Below are 17,989 nucleotides of genomic sequence, written 5' to 3'. Positions count from 1 at the left end.
GAATAAACAGGGATTTTGAATCCAGATAGATGACTGTTGCTCGTGAAAGCTACTGCATCATGTACAAGTATTCCCAAATACAACTGATTAATAACAAACACAACTTGGTAATTACATAAAGTCAGTGTGAAAGCCCACCCCTTCAGGGATGAGCTAAAAGTAAATTGCGTTTCAACTTATTGTGTGACTTTTGTACCAGTTACTAGTGGAGCCTTTTCACTATCTGAAACCCAGTAACTTCCAGAACTATCAGAAATTAACTTGGTTTGTTGTCTAGCAATGTTGGGTAAACCTCGCCCAGAATTTTCTTTACTAACTTCTTGCCACCAAGGAGATTTCATGTTATTGGTGGGACGAATTAAAGGTTGTTGATTCATCACCTTGTATAGCAAGGATTGCAAAATCATACTGTTAGTGCTATTGGTAAAACCAACTGCTGTTTTACCCGTAGTTTCATAGAAGCCCTCATAAAATCCGGCTAATGGATTGTATAAGTCAGTCGTTCCTTGTAGTAACTCTTGACTATACTTATTGTCTGGAAGCAGTACATTATAGGCAAAAGCAACTGCTGTACTGACTAATCGTCCCTTTGGTAGTGGTTTACCGTCATCTCCTAAAGCTACCCAAGACTTACCTTGTCCAGTAATTGTGCTGTGGACAGTATAAGGTTTACGATCAATCAAGGTGGTGGCTGAGGCTGTGAGGGTGCCAGTGCGACGGTAACGTTCAGCTTGTGCTAGAAAAATTGGTTCAAAGAGCGATCGCATTTTTGGATCTAATCCAAACTCCAATGCATAGAGTACAAAAGGATTGCTAACTGTGTATTGGTTTTTAGAATTAGTATCTGTGCGATGGCGTTGAATTGGGACTTTCAATTTCTCCACTGAGGTAGTTTGATATTCACCTCCAACAGCAGAACGATCGAGATTAAATCCCCATAATTGAAAAGCACGAGCAGCATATTCCTCATAACCCAAGCGAGTTTCGGGGTTAACGCGAGTCAGATATCGCCCATCTTGCTCTTTGCTAACGGTGGCACTGGAGAGAATACCTTCGCGCACCACACGCAAGTATGACCAATCCAGCACAATTTTATCTACAGCAGCCGTATATTCTGGATGACAGCTTTTTAAGTTGTACAGCGCTGCCAGTATTCTACCCAAATCTAAAGCTGACCAACCGTTTCCTTCGGGAACTGGATTTCCACCATAATCGACTGGTTGGAGAGTTCTGGTATCATAACCTCGACCCGGCAATTCCCCAGCAAATAACGGTAACTTTGTCAAAGCTCCCAAGAGATGACGGGTACGCCGATCAAATTCTTTGGGGGTAATTATATCAAGCGATCGCGCCGCGTGGAGTGCAGCGAGATAATCTCCCAATCCCCAGAGGGTTGCACCTTTGAAATCACTGCGATCGTCTATCAGCCCACTCTGGGAATGATAATTTGCTTGAAAGTATCCCCAAGCCGCCTCTGCATAGCGCCGTTCAATAGGCGTCAGTGGTCGATCTAGTTTCAAATTAGATGATGGCTGGGGACTATCCACAGGTGGAATAGGTGCAACGGTCACTTCTGTAGGTTTAGAAGTATCCGCAGGGGTTGCGATCGAAGTTGTAACAGTAGAATTCGGTTGATTTGCAGGTGTTGCTGAGGAAGCATTTTCACTCGGCTTACCAGTAGAATTCGGTTGATTTGAGGATGTTGCTGAAGAAGCATTTTCACTCGGCTTGCCAGTAGACACACTCGCAGAAGTGGAAGCAATTAACGGGTGATTTCCTCTAGCTTTGTAGTATAAAATCTCCAAAATTAACCCATTAGTATTACCTGTCAAAGCTTTGTTGGGTTGTTTTGATTCTTCATAGATACCAGCATAGTAACCGCTATCATCAGGACTGCGGAGATCCTTAACTGCATCAAAAACTTTTTGGGCATAAGCATTATCTGGAAACAGATAGCGCCAGCCAAAAGCAGCTTTTGTACTGATGCTGCGAAACTGGGGATAAGGTTGATTGGCATCTGTGATTGTTGCCCAGTTTGCACCGTTGGCGTAAACGGTGTTGTAGAGAAAATAAGGTGCTTGGTCGATATTATCTTCTGTTACCGCAGTTAACTGACCTGTGGTATCAAAACGCCGTTTTTGCACATCTAAAACCCTGGCAGCAAAATCAGCTAACTCTCCTTGCAAGCCAAATTCAATCCCATCAAGGATATAAGACTCACTCACAACGTAATTATTAGCGTTGGTACTTTGAAAGTCACGACTATCAACAGGAATTTGCACACCATTAATTTCAACTAACTTAAACGGTTCTAAAGCAATAGCCTTGGATGCTGAGAAACCCCAAAGTTGATAACCTCTAGCGCCGTATTCTTCGTAGCCGAGTCGTCCTTCTTGCACTAGTAAGGTTTTCTTGTCAGGGAGAACAGTAGCGCCAAAAAGTTGTCCATCTTTAAGCGATCGCGCCACCTGCCACTTTGCTACGATTCCTTTGAGCCACTCATTATATTGAGAATGGCAGGTACGGATGACATCAAACGCAGCCAGTATTCGCCCAATATCCAAAGCAGACCAACCAATACCCTGTTCTAGTGGATTGTTGCCATAATCAACCATCTTTGCAGTGGCTGCGTTATAGACTTTATTGGGCAAAGCATCTTCAAATAACTTCAAGCTGTTGAGAGTTGTCAAAAACTTATTAAGGCGGGAATCAAAATCTGCTTGATCGGTAAGATTCAACCATCGTGCAGCATTCAATGCCATCAGGTAGTTACCCATATCCCAGAGTGTACCTGAAGGATAACCCCCCGTAGAATTGGTAAATCCCGTTGCTGGCTGATAATTTTTGACAAAATACTGCCAAGCCGCACGAGCATAAGTTTGTTCTTCAGATGTGAGCGGGGTTGTAATATTGCTACAGCTATTGGAATTTTGAGATAAGACTGGTGTTGGGATATAAAACAGTAATTGCAGAAATGTTCCAACTAGGAACAATGCAACCCATCTTAACAGCTTTTGTTGATGGTGCTTGTATAGCATAAGCAAAGAAGGAGTTAAGAACGCGTCTGTACAGCTATCGATAAAGTGGAGTATCGCTAGTGAATGATATTCGCAAAAGTTCTAAATATCAGGGTGAATTATACGGAGATTTGTTATATATTTATGACAGATTGGGTAAATAAACGGAGGATTTCTGGTATATTTTTGAGATTTAAGAAAAGTTTTATATATAGTAAGCGCAGTCCAAATTTGCCCTAATATACAGCAATTTCAACCGCCTTGAGCTAAAGATATGTCAGTTAAGTCAAGCTTAAGTATTATGTATTACTCTAAATCAAGCTATTACACGTAATGCAAAAGCCACAAAACTTTTTTAGCCAGCATTCAGAATCTGCTCGTTCCCAAATTCTGAATTCCTACCTTACAACAATTGAAGATAGTTTTCGAGAAAACCTTTCCCAACTCAAACTCATCAATTATGGTACAGGGTCAGGAAAGACTCACCAATTGTTTCAAGCAATTTATAAAACAATTCAACAGTATCCAAATACTCAGATAATTGGAATATATGTTGCCCCATTAAGAGAACATTTATGTGTTCCAAATTCAATCGTTACTCAATATCCAGATATTCCCGTCTATAAACTAAATTCATTAGAAATGAAAATGACGGATGAATATATCAAATTATACAAAAAATGGATCCATTCAATCCTTAAAAACAAACAGTTTTGGAAGATTGATCCAAAAGTATATCCTCATGAAAAGGTTCAGGAAAATCAACAAAGACTTAAGACAGTAGAAAAAATCATAAGCCGTCTTGAGTATATCAAAACTGTAGGCTTTGGAGATGAGGAATTGAATAGCTCTGAGACTACGAGAGCAAGACGTGAAATAAATAAATTACTTGAAAATTTTTTAGAATTTACTATCAAATGTAAATTGGAGCGTTCAAGTTGGATAAATGAATGTTTAAAGTTAGTTGAGATATTTTTTCCCTTTTATCTCCTGCAAGATAAATCTGGTATTTTAATGCTCACTTATGATAAATTTGAAACCGCTATTCCATACTTTGTCTATAAAGATAAAACATGGGTTAAAAAAAGCAACGAGCTTGACAAATACATTATTCAGCACACGAATACCTCCAGAAAGTTTATCCTTGCATTTGATGAGCAGGAAGATGGTTATCAAATTATGCTAGATGAAAAACTTGATATCATCTCACCTCAAATGTTGGCAATTAATAATGCACTATCATCTGTTAATAGAGAATTTTCTATTCTTTTTTCTACTCAAAACAGAGAATTTCTAAGTTTTGTTGAGAAGAATAAGGGAGCTTTTCACAAATTTCAAGAACATTTTGAGAAAAACAAAGATATTGACCCAAGATTGCAAAATTTTGCCCCAGTATATCAACGGCTGACCTTCGAGGAAGGAAATTCTATTAAATTTTTGGAAAAAGTAGTAACGATTAAAAAAGAGCTTGATAAATCAATGGAAGAAATTGTTGGAATTTTCAATGATTTCGAGCAAGAAAATCCCATTGTATTAAATTTTGAAATGTTATCTAGAGTTTTTTCAAAATTTGAGAATAATAGAAGTTTGTTAATTCCTCAGCAGCTTTACAACAAAATCAGTGATGAATTAATGAGCATTTTCTCATATAACAACCTATACATTTACAACATTGAACCTCTGAAAAAATTGTTTTTAACCAGACCTCCCGGCGGTCATGTTCACATAACTGAGGAGAAAATTGCAGACAATACCTCTGTAGCAGAATTGATTTATGCCATTCTGACTGTTCGATTACAAATCAAAACTATCAAATATTTTCTGGCTAATGTTTTGGACGCTGAAGATTCCCAATCTCGTTCTTTAGATATTTGGTCAAAACAGATAGCTAAAGTCCAAAAAGCAAGTGAAGAAAGCTCATTACCAAATCAACTGCTCAAAAACTTAAACCGTACCTATGTCTATGAAAGTTATAAGTCTATCATAAATATTAAAGAAATTTCTCGCTATCAAAATCCCAAAAATAACTTGATTGATCGCACGCTTAGGGAAGTCTCTATTGGGAGTACTGCAATATTGACATCGCCTGAATTCAAAATAAATTCCATGCTAAATAATAATAGTAATGTGATTTTTCTTATTTCAGCAACAGGAGGGGTTTCTGGAGATTTAAGTACAAGTTATGATATGCGTTATTTAGAAGATAATTTACGTAATGAATCTGGTAAAACTTCATTTAAGGCAATGGTTGAAGAAGAAATCTTGCTTTGTGAAGAGATCAGAAATCAGCGTGATTGCAACCGACAGATTATAGTAAATTTTTTCCATGAAAATTTATCATCTTTTCCCAATAACCAAACTCAAGAAGTTGCAGAAAGATTTGAAAACAATATTTTAAAAGATTTTATCAATGATTGTAAGAATGATGGTACTTGGTTTAGTATTTACAAAATCCAAGAGATAAAAAATTTTATTCGTTTCTTATTTTATCTTTTTGAAGAAGATTTAATTAAAGAAACAATTGTTTTTACTCAAACTCTACGCTGGATTAAAAAGTTAATGAATTATTGGGATAAACTTCATCATGGTAACTTTGGACTTGAGAGATCATCAGAACATCCAAACATATATTATGTCAATTTAAGGCATAAAGAATATCAGAGTAATATTCGTATAAAAATAATTTTTTATGAAGCAGCTTTCAATAGTCAATACTTTGATCAAATAACTAAAAAAACATATTTGAATGAGCTTGTTGAAGAACAAGGGCAAAAAATTTTCTTTATCTCGGCTTATCAGTCAGCGTCAAAAGGATTGAACCCTATCATAAAAAATCACAACGGCGATGAAAAAGATTTTGACTCTTTGGTTTTGTTAATGGACAGTTACTATACAATAATGAAACCATCACTTAAGAAATCAGAAGAGTCTGAAAAATCTACGACACGTTATCATTTTGCGTTAATGAAAAGTATTGTAAATTTAGGAGACTCCAATCTGGAAATCAAAGATTTCAACAAATATCTGAGTCAACCGGAAGCTGGAACATTTCGAGATCAACAACACCAAATTTTATTAGGAAAAGCAATTTTGCAAGCTATTGGCAGATCTGAGAGACGTGATTTTCCCAACCAAGTGATCAAGATTTTCGTAAATGAAGAAACCAGAAAAAATTTAGTGAATTTTTACAGATATCTGAAGCAAGAAGAACCTAATGAAATTCGTAAGTTTTCCGTTAATAACTACAAAGTTTATTTAAGTGTTCAAGAAGAAGAGAATAAAAGAGTAATTAATGATTATGATGAGCATGTTTATCAGGAGGCTAGTGCTTCTCTAAGTTTCCAAAATTTTAGAGAAAAAATGTTAGATGATATTGAAAACTTTCATCAAGATAAAAACGCTTTTGCTATCACAAGAAAGTGGAATGCTTTACGCGACCCTGTTGTTTTTAAAGAGCCAGACAGATATCTAAAAAATTTAAGAGAGTTAAAGCTATTTCCTGATGAATTTATTGACTCATTATTTTATCATAACGCGGAACAACCTGAATTTACCCCATATTTAGCTTCTGTAGAGGAAGATGGTAAAAAATTTCAGATTGTCAGCGATAGCATCAATGGAGAAAAAATCTATCCTTATCAGAAGCGGTTATATCCCGAAAATCTCAAAACAAATGCTCAAGGCTACGATTTGGAAGAAAATGAAATTGACTTGTTAAATCCTTCAACTGATTCAATTTACAGATTGTACAACGAGTTGATTCCACAACCGGAAATTTTTAATACTTATATTCCGCGTCCACATTTCTTTTATGATGTGTTGTATCCATCACTGACCGAAAATTTTACGGAACGCTGGATTAAGGATGTAGTTTTCAAAGGTAAAGACTGGAAAGCTATAAAAGCCACCTACAGTTTTGAGCAATTGCTAAATTTCAAAAAATATCCCAAATTGTATGAGCGGTTTGATTTGTACTATATCAAGGACAATTCGCTGTTTTGTATTGATGTTAAAGCATGGAGTATAGCTTCAGGAAATCGCCTTTCAAATCAGACGTTGGAAAAAACCCAAAAAAAGCTAGATGCTATTGTTTCAGACTATCCAGAATTTAGCACTGTGAGAGGGTTACTTCTAAACTTGCACGCAAAAAAAGAAAAAAATCACCAATACTCACCAACATTGTTTTCGGGAAATTTGATTTACTTTGATCGCTACAATATACCAGTTGAATCTAATATACTTAAAGACTTTTTGTTCCAAAAGGGGAAATAAGATGAGAGATAAAATGACTAAAGCATTCTCAGATAAATCAAGAACCAACCAGTTACAGATTTTAATGAAGCCCGAAGAAGTTGCTGAAAAACTTTTCCTATATCTGTTTAGTAAGGATACAGGAATTGAGCATTTTATTCCTGAATATCCAGTTTCTAAAGATGAGTCTTCCCAAGATGAAGATTCACAGACCGATTATTACAAAAAACGACATAAATTTATTAAAAATCAGATCAAGAACGGCTTTCTGTGAATGGAGTAAAACCTAAATATTCAGATGTTCAATACTTCCTTTCCTACGTTGATGGTAAAAACAATGTGTTCTTTTTATCCCCAAATAAAAGCCATTCTGGATGGAAACAGTTATTTAGCAAGAATCAAGAAAGAATTTTTAATTTAGTTTTTAAATTTTATCTTCTGTCTCAAGGTTTATCTGTAGAGACAATGAATGGTTTTGAGGAGTTACTATTACTGCATTCCAGGAGTCTTAGCAAATCAGAAAATGCTTTAATAGTCTGGGGACAGAATCTTTTAATCAAATACAATAACTATAATGTACTCACATTAACCTTATCTCGAAAAAGACGACTATTGTTACCAAATGATGAGTATATAACTACAGATAGTAATGATTTGGGAGAGTTGTTAGTTTATAAAAATAAGAACTACTACTTTGAACGTGACCTTGATGCTCGCTGTAAAAATTCTATTCATTTTATGCAATTTCCTAAAGATCAGGAAGATTTTGACAAGTTCAAAAAGACTCAGATTTATCATTATCAAAATCTTATGACAAAACTTGAGGATTTTTTAAGTGAGTGTGGTATTAATTTTAATCTCCTTCATTTTCAGGCTGACCATTACTTAGAAAACCCTTTTATCAAAAATATAGAATCTGTAGAATCATTAGAGATTATTAACAATACGGGAATTGATCTGACTGAATCTGACCAACAATTTCTGAAAAATTTTCTTAAACATCAAGGGGTATATTTAGTCACATTTTATAATTTAGGAAAGACTGTTAGTACTTATGAACAAAATTATGTTCCGCCTGCGAAAAGTCTTGATAGTACTCTAAAAAAAGGTTTTAGAGTTTATCATTTGATTGGGAAGACATATTCCCAAACGCAAATTCAGACATCTGAACTTATCGAGCATCCTATCACAGCTTTACATTTTAGTACATTAACTCAAAATGTTCTAAAGATCAGTGATAATAGTCAATCATCTTTGCTACAAAAAGTGGCAAAGGTATTAATTGAAAATTGAAAAACAGGTTTATGTTAAATATCAAGGCATCCCTGCGCCTGCTTATTTTGGAAACTGCACTGCAAACCCCGATCGCCATCTAACGACAAAAGCTTAGAAGCCGAGAAATCAGCAATCTCTGATATATTTAGGATTTATTGAAAGAGGTAGAGCTAGCGATCGCTCACTTAATTACTCATTTAGTTTATTTATACTACTTTAAACACACCTCTACTTACTACTTTGTCAAAATTGTGATGCATTTGCCCTGTCCCTGCACCTGAATCGCTACAAAGAAGTTACAGTTGGTAATTATTTTTTATTAACTACAGCAGTTTTCTATGGCAAAAGTTTTCGGAGAGTGACAAAAGCGGGGTATTTTAAATATTTCCACCGCAGAGATGCCACCTCTGCTACCCAAAGTGAATATTGTAGATATCGCAAAAGCTATCTATTCTTCGGTAAGCACCATCGATAAGTTGCTAGTCCTGTGGAAAATCAAAATAACGAAAATGGAAGCTGGAGCGATCGCAGCTAAAATACTCAAAAAAAATTTAAACTAAACGGTTTAGTGTAAAATAGTTATTAATAAATTTTTGACTTAATAATGACTAATAATTTCTTGAGAAGTTACGATAAAATCACAATCGAATTTCAGTTGAGACATTTCCTTACCAGGCAAGTAAAAGCATCAAACAGCAATGTCTCTTCTGTGGAATTTTAGGAATTTATAGTAAATCTCAATTACCAATCCCATGCCAAATCGTCATTATCCTCCCGCCTACTTACGCTATCTCAAAGCCAGGTTATGGAATCTAGGGCGACCTGGTTTTTGGGGAACTGCGATTTTTTTATCTGTAGTTGGGCTAGCAACCTGGGAATACTGGTCAAACCCAGATATTTTCGTTTCTAAGCAAAAAAAACCTGTCGTTATAGAAAAATCAGCTGATTCCTCCCTGTCAGAAGAAAACAAAGCTATTGCAGCAGATATTGATAACCTGCCAGTTTTATTTAATGACTTTGACCAAGCAACTCTCTCATCAACAGCAAATGGGTCTGAGCAAAAGACTGAGGCGAAAAACAGCAAAGGCTCATTAGATGATGTAAGTAACAAACAAAAGTCTGCTAATAATACCAAATTAAATCCTGATTTAGGCGTTAACGGCGACACTTCCCCAACCTTTAAAAATCCTTTTGTCGTCCAAACAGACAATTTATTGCGTACTGGAACGGTTAATAGTAGTAACCAGTTTCTAGGTCTTAAAACCTTAAATACGGCGTCTGAACCAATAGGAGGAGACCAAACATCCTCTAGCCTGGGTATTGGATTCCCAAATCAAACCAACAATAATCAAAATTCTCTTTCTACCAACCCTCTGCAAACACAGCTTAACCAATCGACAAACCAGAAGTTGTCTAGTTTCAATGGTACTACTGCAATTCAGACAAATACTTCGGGTCAAGTCTCCAATCCAGGAACAACGCTAACGCCACCCATCAACAGTTTAACCAGTCAGAATTCTCTACCAAGTACTGGGTTAACTCCTGGGACAGGCAACACGTCAACGGGTACGAACTTACCACAAAATTCCTACAATAATTTAAATAACGGTCAAGTAGTACCTAACAATGGCTTAACTACGGGCACGAACTTACCGCAAAATGCCTACAACAATTTAAATAACGGTCAAGTAGTACCTAACAATGGCTTAACTACGGGTACAAACCTACCGCAAAATGCCTACAACAATTTAAATAACGGTCAAGTAGTGCCTAATGTAGCACCAAGTAATATTGTACCTTACTCTAGCCAAAGTCAAAGTGTTGTTACACCCACAAATCCTGTAGGGTATGGGAATTATGGCTTGCAGCAACCGACCCAGCCACCACAATCTATCTATGGGAATTATGGCTTGCAGCAACCGACCCAACCATCACAATCTAATTATGGGAATTATGGCTTGCAGCAACCGACCCTACCCTCACAAACTAATTATGGGAATAATGTCTTGCAGCAACCAACACAATCTAATTCCTTATATCTTCTTCGCCAACTTCGAGACAAATATAGAAATCCGGGTCAAAACTAATTTTGAGTACGTTGGCTCAATAAAGTCTAGCTAAGGTGATTGTGGGCTATTTGGAATCATCGGAACTTCTGGTGTTTCGGGTTGTTGCTGTTGTCGTTGCAAATATTTACTCAATACATAAGCCATATCCCCACGCGTTACGGGTTTTAATGGAGAAATATTGCCTTGAGCATCTGTATTCAGAAATCCTTCACTAGCTACTGTAGCGATCGCTTTTCTAGCCCAAGCTGGGATAGATTTTTCATCTGGATGTGAAGCCAGAATCTCATTTACAGCGCTATCAGGAAATTGAAATACACCATAAGCCTGGGCGAAAATAGCCAGAGCTTCTGCCCTTGTCACCTTTTGATTAGGAAAAAATTCATTGCCCCGATAGCCTTTCATGATGTCAGTTTTTAGGACTGTTTGTATATCATTAAATGCCCAATAAGAACGAGGAACATCTGGAATAGTTAAATTTTCTTTGGTAACAGCTTCTCTTTTATCTAGGCGGAATGCTTTTACCATAATCGAGGCTAATTCTGCCCGACTCACTAACCTTTCGGGATAAAACTTGCCATCGGGAAAGTTTGTCATCCATTTGACAGCAGTTACCTGTTGAATGGAATCAGCTGGTATTCCAGAAGTAGATTCTGGTACTTGAGCAATTGCTGGCAAGCTTTGTAGTAGTGCTATTAAAGATAAAGTAATTGAAAGCTGACGCATCATGATAAGCACTTTTAACTGCTAACGTGAATTTAAAAAACTACGTTACTGAGGTTCAGGCGAAGTTGGGTGTTGCTAATAACCTGTAACTCAGTTAGTGACGAATTTAGGCTGGCCAATGTTGCTCCTGCTACGTAGGGTGTAGTTAGAAATTTTAAAAATTAGGACTGTGTTCAGAATCCCAGCACTTCCCATCATGCCAGATTCTACCAGTTTGTTCGCATTCTGATTTATTGTAAATCCAAGGAATTGAAGTAGGGTAATAGGAGCTAGATGTGGGAGTAAGTGAAGACAATGCAAAAGAAAATATAGTGTAGCTACAAGTCGATAGAATGATTAGAAATCCTATGAGGAACAAGATATTGGCAGGAGTCCAAAAAGGATATAAACCTTTTTCAGAGCGTAAACGCACTTTTGAGCGACGTTATGAACCTGCTAGCAACACCAGATAAAACTTTAATCCGGGAATTGGTACTGAAACTCTTATGTCTAAAGAATGACGTGTCCTAGCACGAGAGGCTAAACCCTTTTTTATCGCTTCTAATTGCTCTACCGTGAAGGTATTTGCTATTTCCGGGTCAATCTCAGCGAAAAGTTGCTTAAAAGTAGAATCAGTGTACTGGAGTGAGTTCATAAATTTCGTATATTAATATACATTATATATACATCAGTCATCTCCTTTATTCCGGACACTAGGATGTTTTATATTTTGGAAATCCCTAATCAATAGCAAAAACTTGTTTTTTACCTTTCATCTTTTGATGTTATCTGCCCACTACTATGGACTATAGTCAGTTTTTCAGGAGTTTTGGGAATGACAGCAGCAGCAGATCCCGTAAAGTTGATGAAGCAAGAAGTTGGCAAAGCCGCCGCCGCCCTAGTCAAGTCGGGTTCCATTGTCGGCTTGGGTACGGGGTCAACTACAGCATATACGATTCAGTTTTTGGGCGATCGCCTCAAGTCTGGCGAACTCAAAGATATCATTGGTATACCTACCTCGTTTCAGTCAGAAGTGCTGGCGAAGCAGTATGGTGTCCCTCTCGCCACCTTGGATGCTATTGACCACATCGATATTGCCATTGATGGCGCTGATGAAGTCGATCCGCAAAAGAATTTGATTAAAGGTGGTGGTGCAGCACATACCCGCGAAAAAGTCGTAGACTACCTAGCAGAACAGTTTATCGTTGTGGTAGACAGTGGCAAGTTAGTAGACCGCTTAGGTTCTAGTTTCGCTGTGCCCGTGGAAGTGATTCCAATGGCAATTACTCCTGTTACCAATGCCATCAAAACACTCGGTGGTAAACCAGAACTCCGCATGGGTGTAAAAAAAGCTGGCCCAGTAATCACCGATCAAGGGAATTTTGTCTTAGATGTCAGATTTGACTCTATTGAAGATCCAGCCGGACTAGAAAACACATTGAATAACATTCCTGGCGTCTTAGAAAATGGTATCTTCGTTAACTGTGTCGATTTAGTTTTGATTGGTGAAGTCAAAGATGGTCAGCCATTAGTGCGGCAACTGTAAGAGTATAGATTTTGGATTTTAAATTTCACAGACATTCTAAAATCCAAAATTAAGCAATGATATGATATCCGGGAAATTACTTGTGATATGTCATTGCGAGTGGAACGAAGTGAAACGTTCGCGGAGCGTCTCGTAGAGAAGCAATCACAAAGTCTCTGCGATTGCTTCACTCCGTTCGCAATGACAACTGTTTAAGCGGACATGATAGACATCTGCACAAATTAATTATGCGTTATCCACAACCCTTGTAGAGACATAGCAACTGCTACGTCTCTACGTTCTTTTTCACCAAATGTCTAATATTTATTAAATGATCTCTTGACTTTTAAGACAGTGGCTACAGACTAGAATTAAGCGCTAGACGATGACGTTAGTACCAATTACCAGATTTGTCGCCGTGAAATTATTCAAAGTTGCAAAAGTATAAAAATTGTTACCAGAGTATGCAAACTGAACTTGTGTAGAAGTACCCGATTGCACAAACTGTAGATAACCATCTGAGATGGGATTGCTGCCACTGTAGCCTTGACTCTTAAACAAGTCAGTAAGGATTAATTTATCCTCGCTTTTATTAAAGTCAGTGATTGTATCACTATTGCTAAGGGTTTGGTAGATAAACTGGTCATTACTGCTACCGCCAGTCAGGGTATCATTAAAATCACCGCCAATGAGGATGTCATTACCAGCACCTCCAATGAGGCTATTATTACCTGTACCACCAACCAGGGTATCATTACCAGTACCACCAAGCAAAGTATCGTTACCTGCACCGCCGCGCAGCAGGTCGTTACCACTCTTGCCGTCGATGCGGTCATCACCCCCTTGACCATTAATAACATCTGCTGAGTTGTCAAAGCCATTGAGATTGTTGTTCAAATCATTGAGAAAGGTGACTGTGTTCTTGTTGAAGATAGCGTTTTGGGTGGAGTTGGCATCGAAGACATCAAAGCTTTCACTAATACTGGTTTGCCCATTAAACAGGATATTACCTACTGCCGATACGTTCTCTAGGTTTTCCACAGAAAAGTTTTGCAGAATAACTTTGTCATCAGCCACCCCTTCAAAGGTGATTTCCAGATTGTTAGAATTCTGGGTAAGTAGTAGATTTTGAGCTGTCAATCCAGCACCTTGAAATTTGAGGGTATCCACTTCGGCAATGATTGCTGCTGATGGATTTGAGCCTTTACCTAACCCACCAAAATCGGTAATGGTATCAACACCATCACCTAAATTGTAAACAAATTTATCTTTACCGCCGCCACCAGTTAGGATGTCGTTGCCTTGATTACTTGTGATGGTATCGTTCCCGGCTTGAGCGTTAATTATGTCACTGTAGTTCTTGCCTACTAAATTATCAGCGCCATTGGTTCCATTCAGTCCGTTAAACTCTAATGCACCAATATCAACTTTACCCTTAGATATTCTGTTAAATCCAGTGCCGCGTTGGTCAGTAGTGATACCTGCTGGAATCAAAGCATTATTGCCAGCGTTAATTGCAGGACTATCTGCAAGTAAAGCATTAGTAAAGGTTGCACCACCGTTATTTTGCAGGGGGCTGAGTTTTGGATCAATGGGGTTGGTTCTGGTGCCGACGAGGGTGCTGGTAGTAAAGCCGGTGCTACCTGTGTTGTCGCCAATTAGGTTATTACCAGCGTCAGTGAACTTACCGGAAACGTCGCGGGAATAACCAGAATCATCAGAATAGGCTGTGTAGGAATTGCCTGCAATGATGGTATCACCAACGATAACATTACCGCCATTACTGAGGACACCTCCACCGTTGCCACTAACACCGTTATAGCCAAAGCCTTCTGCTGCGTTATTGGTAATGGTGTCATTGGTGAGGGTGAGAGTGCCGCTGTTCAAGATACCGCCGCCGGTATAATATACACTATTATCATAGACAGTGCTGTTAATCAGGCTAAAAGTACCTGAGTTATAAATGCCACCGCCGTCTGCTGCACCATTACCAGAGACAGTGCTGCTAGTGATATCGACAGTACCTGAGTTATAAATGCCGCCGCCGTAAGATGGGTAAGGGTCTGGGCCTCCCCGATCAAGACCACTGGCGAACGCATTATTATTAGAGACAGTGCTGTTATTTATATTGAGTCTACCTGTATTTAATATGCCACCGCCATATGCTGTGTAGAAACCGACGTATGCGTAATTATTAGAGACAGTGCTGCTAGTTAGGCTCAGGTTGCCTTTGTTAAAGATGCCCCCGCCGAATGATGACCCTCTATTACCAGAGACAGTGCTGTTAATGAGACTGAGAATGCCTCTATTAAATATGCCGCCTACTTCCCCTGTATTGTCAGAAACATTGCTTCCCGTCAGGCTGAGGCTGGTATTGCTATTGATCAAAATACTGCCTAAGGGATCATTAGCATTAGCAATCTTCAAGCCATCAATGCTGGCATCTGTTCCAGAACCCGATATCTCAAACACGCCCGATGAATTATTCCCACTCACAATGAGGTTAGATGCCCCAGCGCCCAAAATGGTTACATCATCGGTGATGGTTAGTTTCCCAGAGGTCAGGGTGATAATATCTGGGGTGGCATCGGTAAACACGCCTGCAAAGGTAATCGTATCTGCCCCAAGAGTCGAATTGGCATTGAGGATAGCCTGGCGCAATGACCCTGAGCCAGAATCGTTGGTATTAGTCACCACAAATGTGCCAGTATTAACAGGTGGCGGAGTGACAGAGGATTGGACTTCGTAAGCACCAATATCAACAACACCATTGAATATCCGGTTAAATCGACCGCCGCGTTGGTCAGTGGTGACACCACTAGGAACTAGAGAATTATTGCCAGCATCAATAGCAGGGCTTTTCGCAAGTAACGCCTGGGTAAAGGTTGCACCACCGTTATTTTGCAGCAGTCCGAGTTTGGGGTCAATGGGGTTAGCACTTGTGCCGACGAGGGTGCTGGTGGTAAAGGCAGTGCTACCAGTATTATTGCCAATCAGGTTATTGCCGGAGTCAATCAGCCCACCACTCACGTCGGGGTGTATATCACCGGAGGTGGACTTGTCGAAGTTGCCTGCAATGATGGTGTTACTAACCTTGACGTTAACAGAGGAATCAGAGGAACTAAAAACACCCCCACCATTGCCAGTACCATCACCATCTGAGTCAGCTGTGTTGTTATTAATTGTAGTGCTAATTAGGGTGAGGCTGTTGCCACTGGCGTAGGCTCCGCCATTGTATATGCCACCGCCATCCTCTAACGCTGTATTGCCAGAGATGGTGCTATTAGTTAGAGTAGCTGATCCGGAACCATAACCATCATCATTTCCGTTAAAAATGCCACCGCCAGAGGTTGCAGTATTGCCAGAGACAGTGCTATTGGTCAGCCTGAGAGTACCGCCTCGATTATAGATGCCAGCGCCGGAGTTTGCCGTATTGCTAAAGACACTGCTGTTAATTAGGCTGAGAATACCAATTTTATCAGAGGAAGAGTCATTAAAAATGCCGCCTCCTCCAGTATTGCCATTATAAATCTTGCTTCCCGCGGTATTGGCATAAACACTGCTATTAGTTAGGCTGAGAATACCACCGTTATAGATACCACCTTGCGTATTGCCAAAGACACTGGTGTTAGTAAGACTGAGGATGCCGCTATTAGAGATGCCACTTCCTGCTGTATTACCAGACACACTACTTTTTGCTAGGCTGAGGATGGAAGTTCTATTAATTTTAATACTGCCGCTAGCGATCGCCAGTCCATTAATATTGACACCTGTCCCTAGTCCCGATATCTCGAATACTGTAGAGGTATTCTTTCCACTCACAGTAAGCTTAGATGTCCCAGTCCCCAAGATGGTAACATCATCGGTAATCGTCAGTTGCCCAGAGGTGAGCGTGATGGTATCTGGAGTAGTATCTGTGAACACGCCTCCAAAAGCGATCGCATCATCCCCAGCAGTAGCGTTGGCTAAGTTAATTGCCTCCCGGAGTGTTGTGATGCCGTTATTGCGATCGCCATCATCTGCGTCTCCGGTATTATTTACTGTAAACGTTGCTAGTACTCCTGGGTAAGCTTCTCGCGTCGTTTCTGCAAACGCAAGATTTACTTCCATATCAGCAGTGCGAACTTCTAACTCCCAGTTACCGCCTAATGCTGCATTGCCAATCCGCTGACGAGAAGCGGCAATATTCGCTCCTGTGAGTTGGTGCAGTTTTTCTACAAATTCTGCCCCTGCATCACCCAAAGCCACATTGCAACCATAGATGAGTAAGTTACTAGGGTTATCGCTTTTGCCAGAGGCTGAAAATATCTTCTGCCATTGTTGGAGTTGCTGGCTGTATTCATCGAGGGTATCAATTCCTAAATGGGTGTTGCCCAATTGTAAGCAACCTGGGACACCGTGGCACACAATATGAATGTTAGTCAAATTCGAGCGATGTCTAACGGCAAGCTGCTGCGCGTCTACGCAACTCGCCAGAATTTTCGTAATTTGTTCAACACCGTTTTGTGTCGAGTCAAGCACGAACACTTGAGCATTATCAAGCACGCCATTGATTAAATTGCTATAGTCTTCAACCGCCATGTCGATGAAGACTAAACTATAGGTACATGAGGTAGAAGTTGCGTGATTTTCTAGGAAGTTTGAGGTATGTAACGTTGCCATTTTGTTACTTCGAGCTATGGTAATGAGGGAAACTCAAACCGACTTCAGCCTTGTAATTACAGGGTTTTCACACAACTACTGAAAGTAAAAAAGAACTAGATGTTTACTAATGTATTATTCCCTTTCGTTGTCATCATCTAGTAAATTGCCACTTTTGTAAAGTAATAAAAGTATGTAATATTACTGCGTTTTGGAATTCACATCTAGCAGATGTATCAAAAATCAGTTTTTATGCTGGTTTATCCTGAGAACCTAGATTTTTCGCCCACAAACGCGGTTTTTCAAGTTTTGTTAAGATCGTGCCAGATATTCAATTGATGAATTTGGGTTTTAAATAGCTTTTCTAAAAATGACTTTTATAAAACCTAAAAAATAGCCTTAGCCCGTCTTCCGGTTTAAGCTTGCCGCACTCCCACGCTATCATCTGAGAAAGATAAAACTGTTGCGATCGTTAAGGAGGTCTTTCTCACTTCAGGAATTCCAACAAC

10 protein-coding genes are annotated in these 17,989 nt (G+C 39.1%); 6 read left to right on the top strand and 4 right to left on the bottom strand.

Annotated elements, in window-relative coordinates; translation table 11 throughout:
- Positions 1–176: 176 nt before the first annotated feature.
- Positions 177–3,038, bottom strand: coding sequence for a DUF3131 domain-containing protein (locus V7K89_RS32395; RefSeq protein ID WP_335194710.1), 2,862 nt, complete (start codon positions 3,036–3,038; stop codon positions 177–179).
- Between the two features lie 312 nt (positions 3,039–3,350).
- Here V7K89_RS32395 and V7K89_RS32390 point away from each other — a divergent pair, with 312 nt between their 5' ends.
- The 5 genes from V7K89_RS32390 (at position 3,351) to V7K89_RS32370 (ending at position 10,630) form a co-directional block, all read left to right on the top strand.
- Positions 3,351–7,289, top strand: a complete 3,939-nt coding sequence (locus V7K89_RS32390; RefSeq protein WP_335194708.1) for a hypothetical protein — start codon at positions 3,351–3,353, stop codon at positions 7,287–7,289.
- A 1-nt stretch (position 7,290) separates the two neighbouring features.
- Positions 7,291–7,542 (top strand): hypothetical protein, encoded by a 252-nt coding sequence (locus tag V7K89_RS32385; RefSeq protein WP_335194706.1) that lies wholly within the window; start codon positions 7,291–7,293, stop codon positions 7,540–7,542.
- Complete coding sequence (locus V7K89_RS32380; protein WP_335194704.1) at positions 7,539–8,561, top strand: hypothetical protein; 1,023 nt, start codon at positions 7,539–7,541, stop codon at positions 8,559–8,561. Before V7K89_RS32385 ends, V7K89_RS32380 begins: the two co-directional genes overlap by 4 nt.
- Before the next feature lie 380 nt (positions 8,562–8,941).
- Complete coding sequence (locus V7K89_RS32375) at positions 8,942–9,103, top strand: hypothetical protein (RefSeq protein WP_335194702.1); 162 nt, start codon at positions 8,942–8,944, stop codon at positions 9,101–9,103.
- 192 nt (positions 9,104–9,295) lie between these two features.
- Positions 9,296–10,630: a hypothetical protein gene (locus V7K89_RS32370; RefSeq protein WP_335194700.1), complete on the top strand. Its 1,335-nt coding sequence runs from the start codon at positions 9,296–9,298 to the stop codon at positions 10,628–10,630.
- Between the two features lie 30 nt (positions 10,631–10,660).
- Here the strand turns inward: V7K89_RS32370 and V7K89_RS32365 are convergent, their stop codons facing one another.
- Together V7K89_RS32365 and V7K89_RS32360 are read right to left on the bottom strand one after the other, a co-directional pair.
- Positions 10,661–11,335 carry an S-layer homology domain-containing protein gene (locus V7K89_RS32365; protein WP_335194776.1) on the bottom strand — a complete coding sequence of 225 codons (675 nt, stop codon included), beginning with the start codon at positions 11,333–11,335 and terminating at the stop codon, positions 10,661–10,663.
- A 424-nt stretch (positions 11,336–11,759) separates the two neighbouring features.
- Positions 11,760–11,969: a hypothetical protein gene (locus tag V7K89_RS32360; protein ID WP_335194698.1), complete on the bottom strand. Its 210-nt coding sequence runs from the start codon at positions 11,967–11,969 to the stop codon at positions 11,760–11,762.
- A gap of 180 nt (positions 11,970–12,149) precedes the next feature.
- Here V7K89_RS32360 and rpiA point away from each other — a divergent pair, with 180 nt between their 5' ends.
- Positions 12,150–12,860: a ribose-5-phosphate isomerase RpiA gene (gene rpiA, locus V7K89_RS32355; RefSeq protein ID WP_335194696.1), complete on the top strand. Its 711-nt coding sequence runs from the start codon at positions 12,150–12,152 to the stop codon at positions 12,858–12,860.
- Between the two features lie 357 nt (positions 12,861–13,217).
- On the opposite strand, the gene V7K89_RS32350 is transcribed toward rpiA, so the two are convergent.
- Entirely contained in the window at positions 13,218–17,501 is a 4,284-nt protein-coding gene (locus V7K89_RS32350; protein WP_335194694.1) for a DUF4347 domain-containing protein, read from the bottom strand.
- Between the last annotated feature and the right edge of the window lie 488 nt (positions 17,502–17,989).

Source organism: Nostoc sp. (assembly GCF_036917515.1).
In the GTDB taxonomy this organism is placed as follows: Bacteria; Cyanobacteriota; Cyanobacteriia; order Cyanobacteriales; family Nostocaceae; genus Nostoc.
This window is presented reverse-complemented; position numbering and strand designations above follow the sequence as displayed.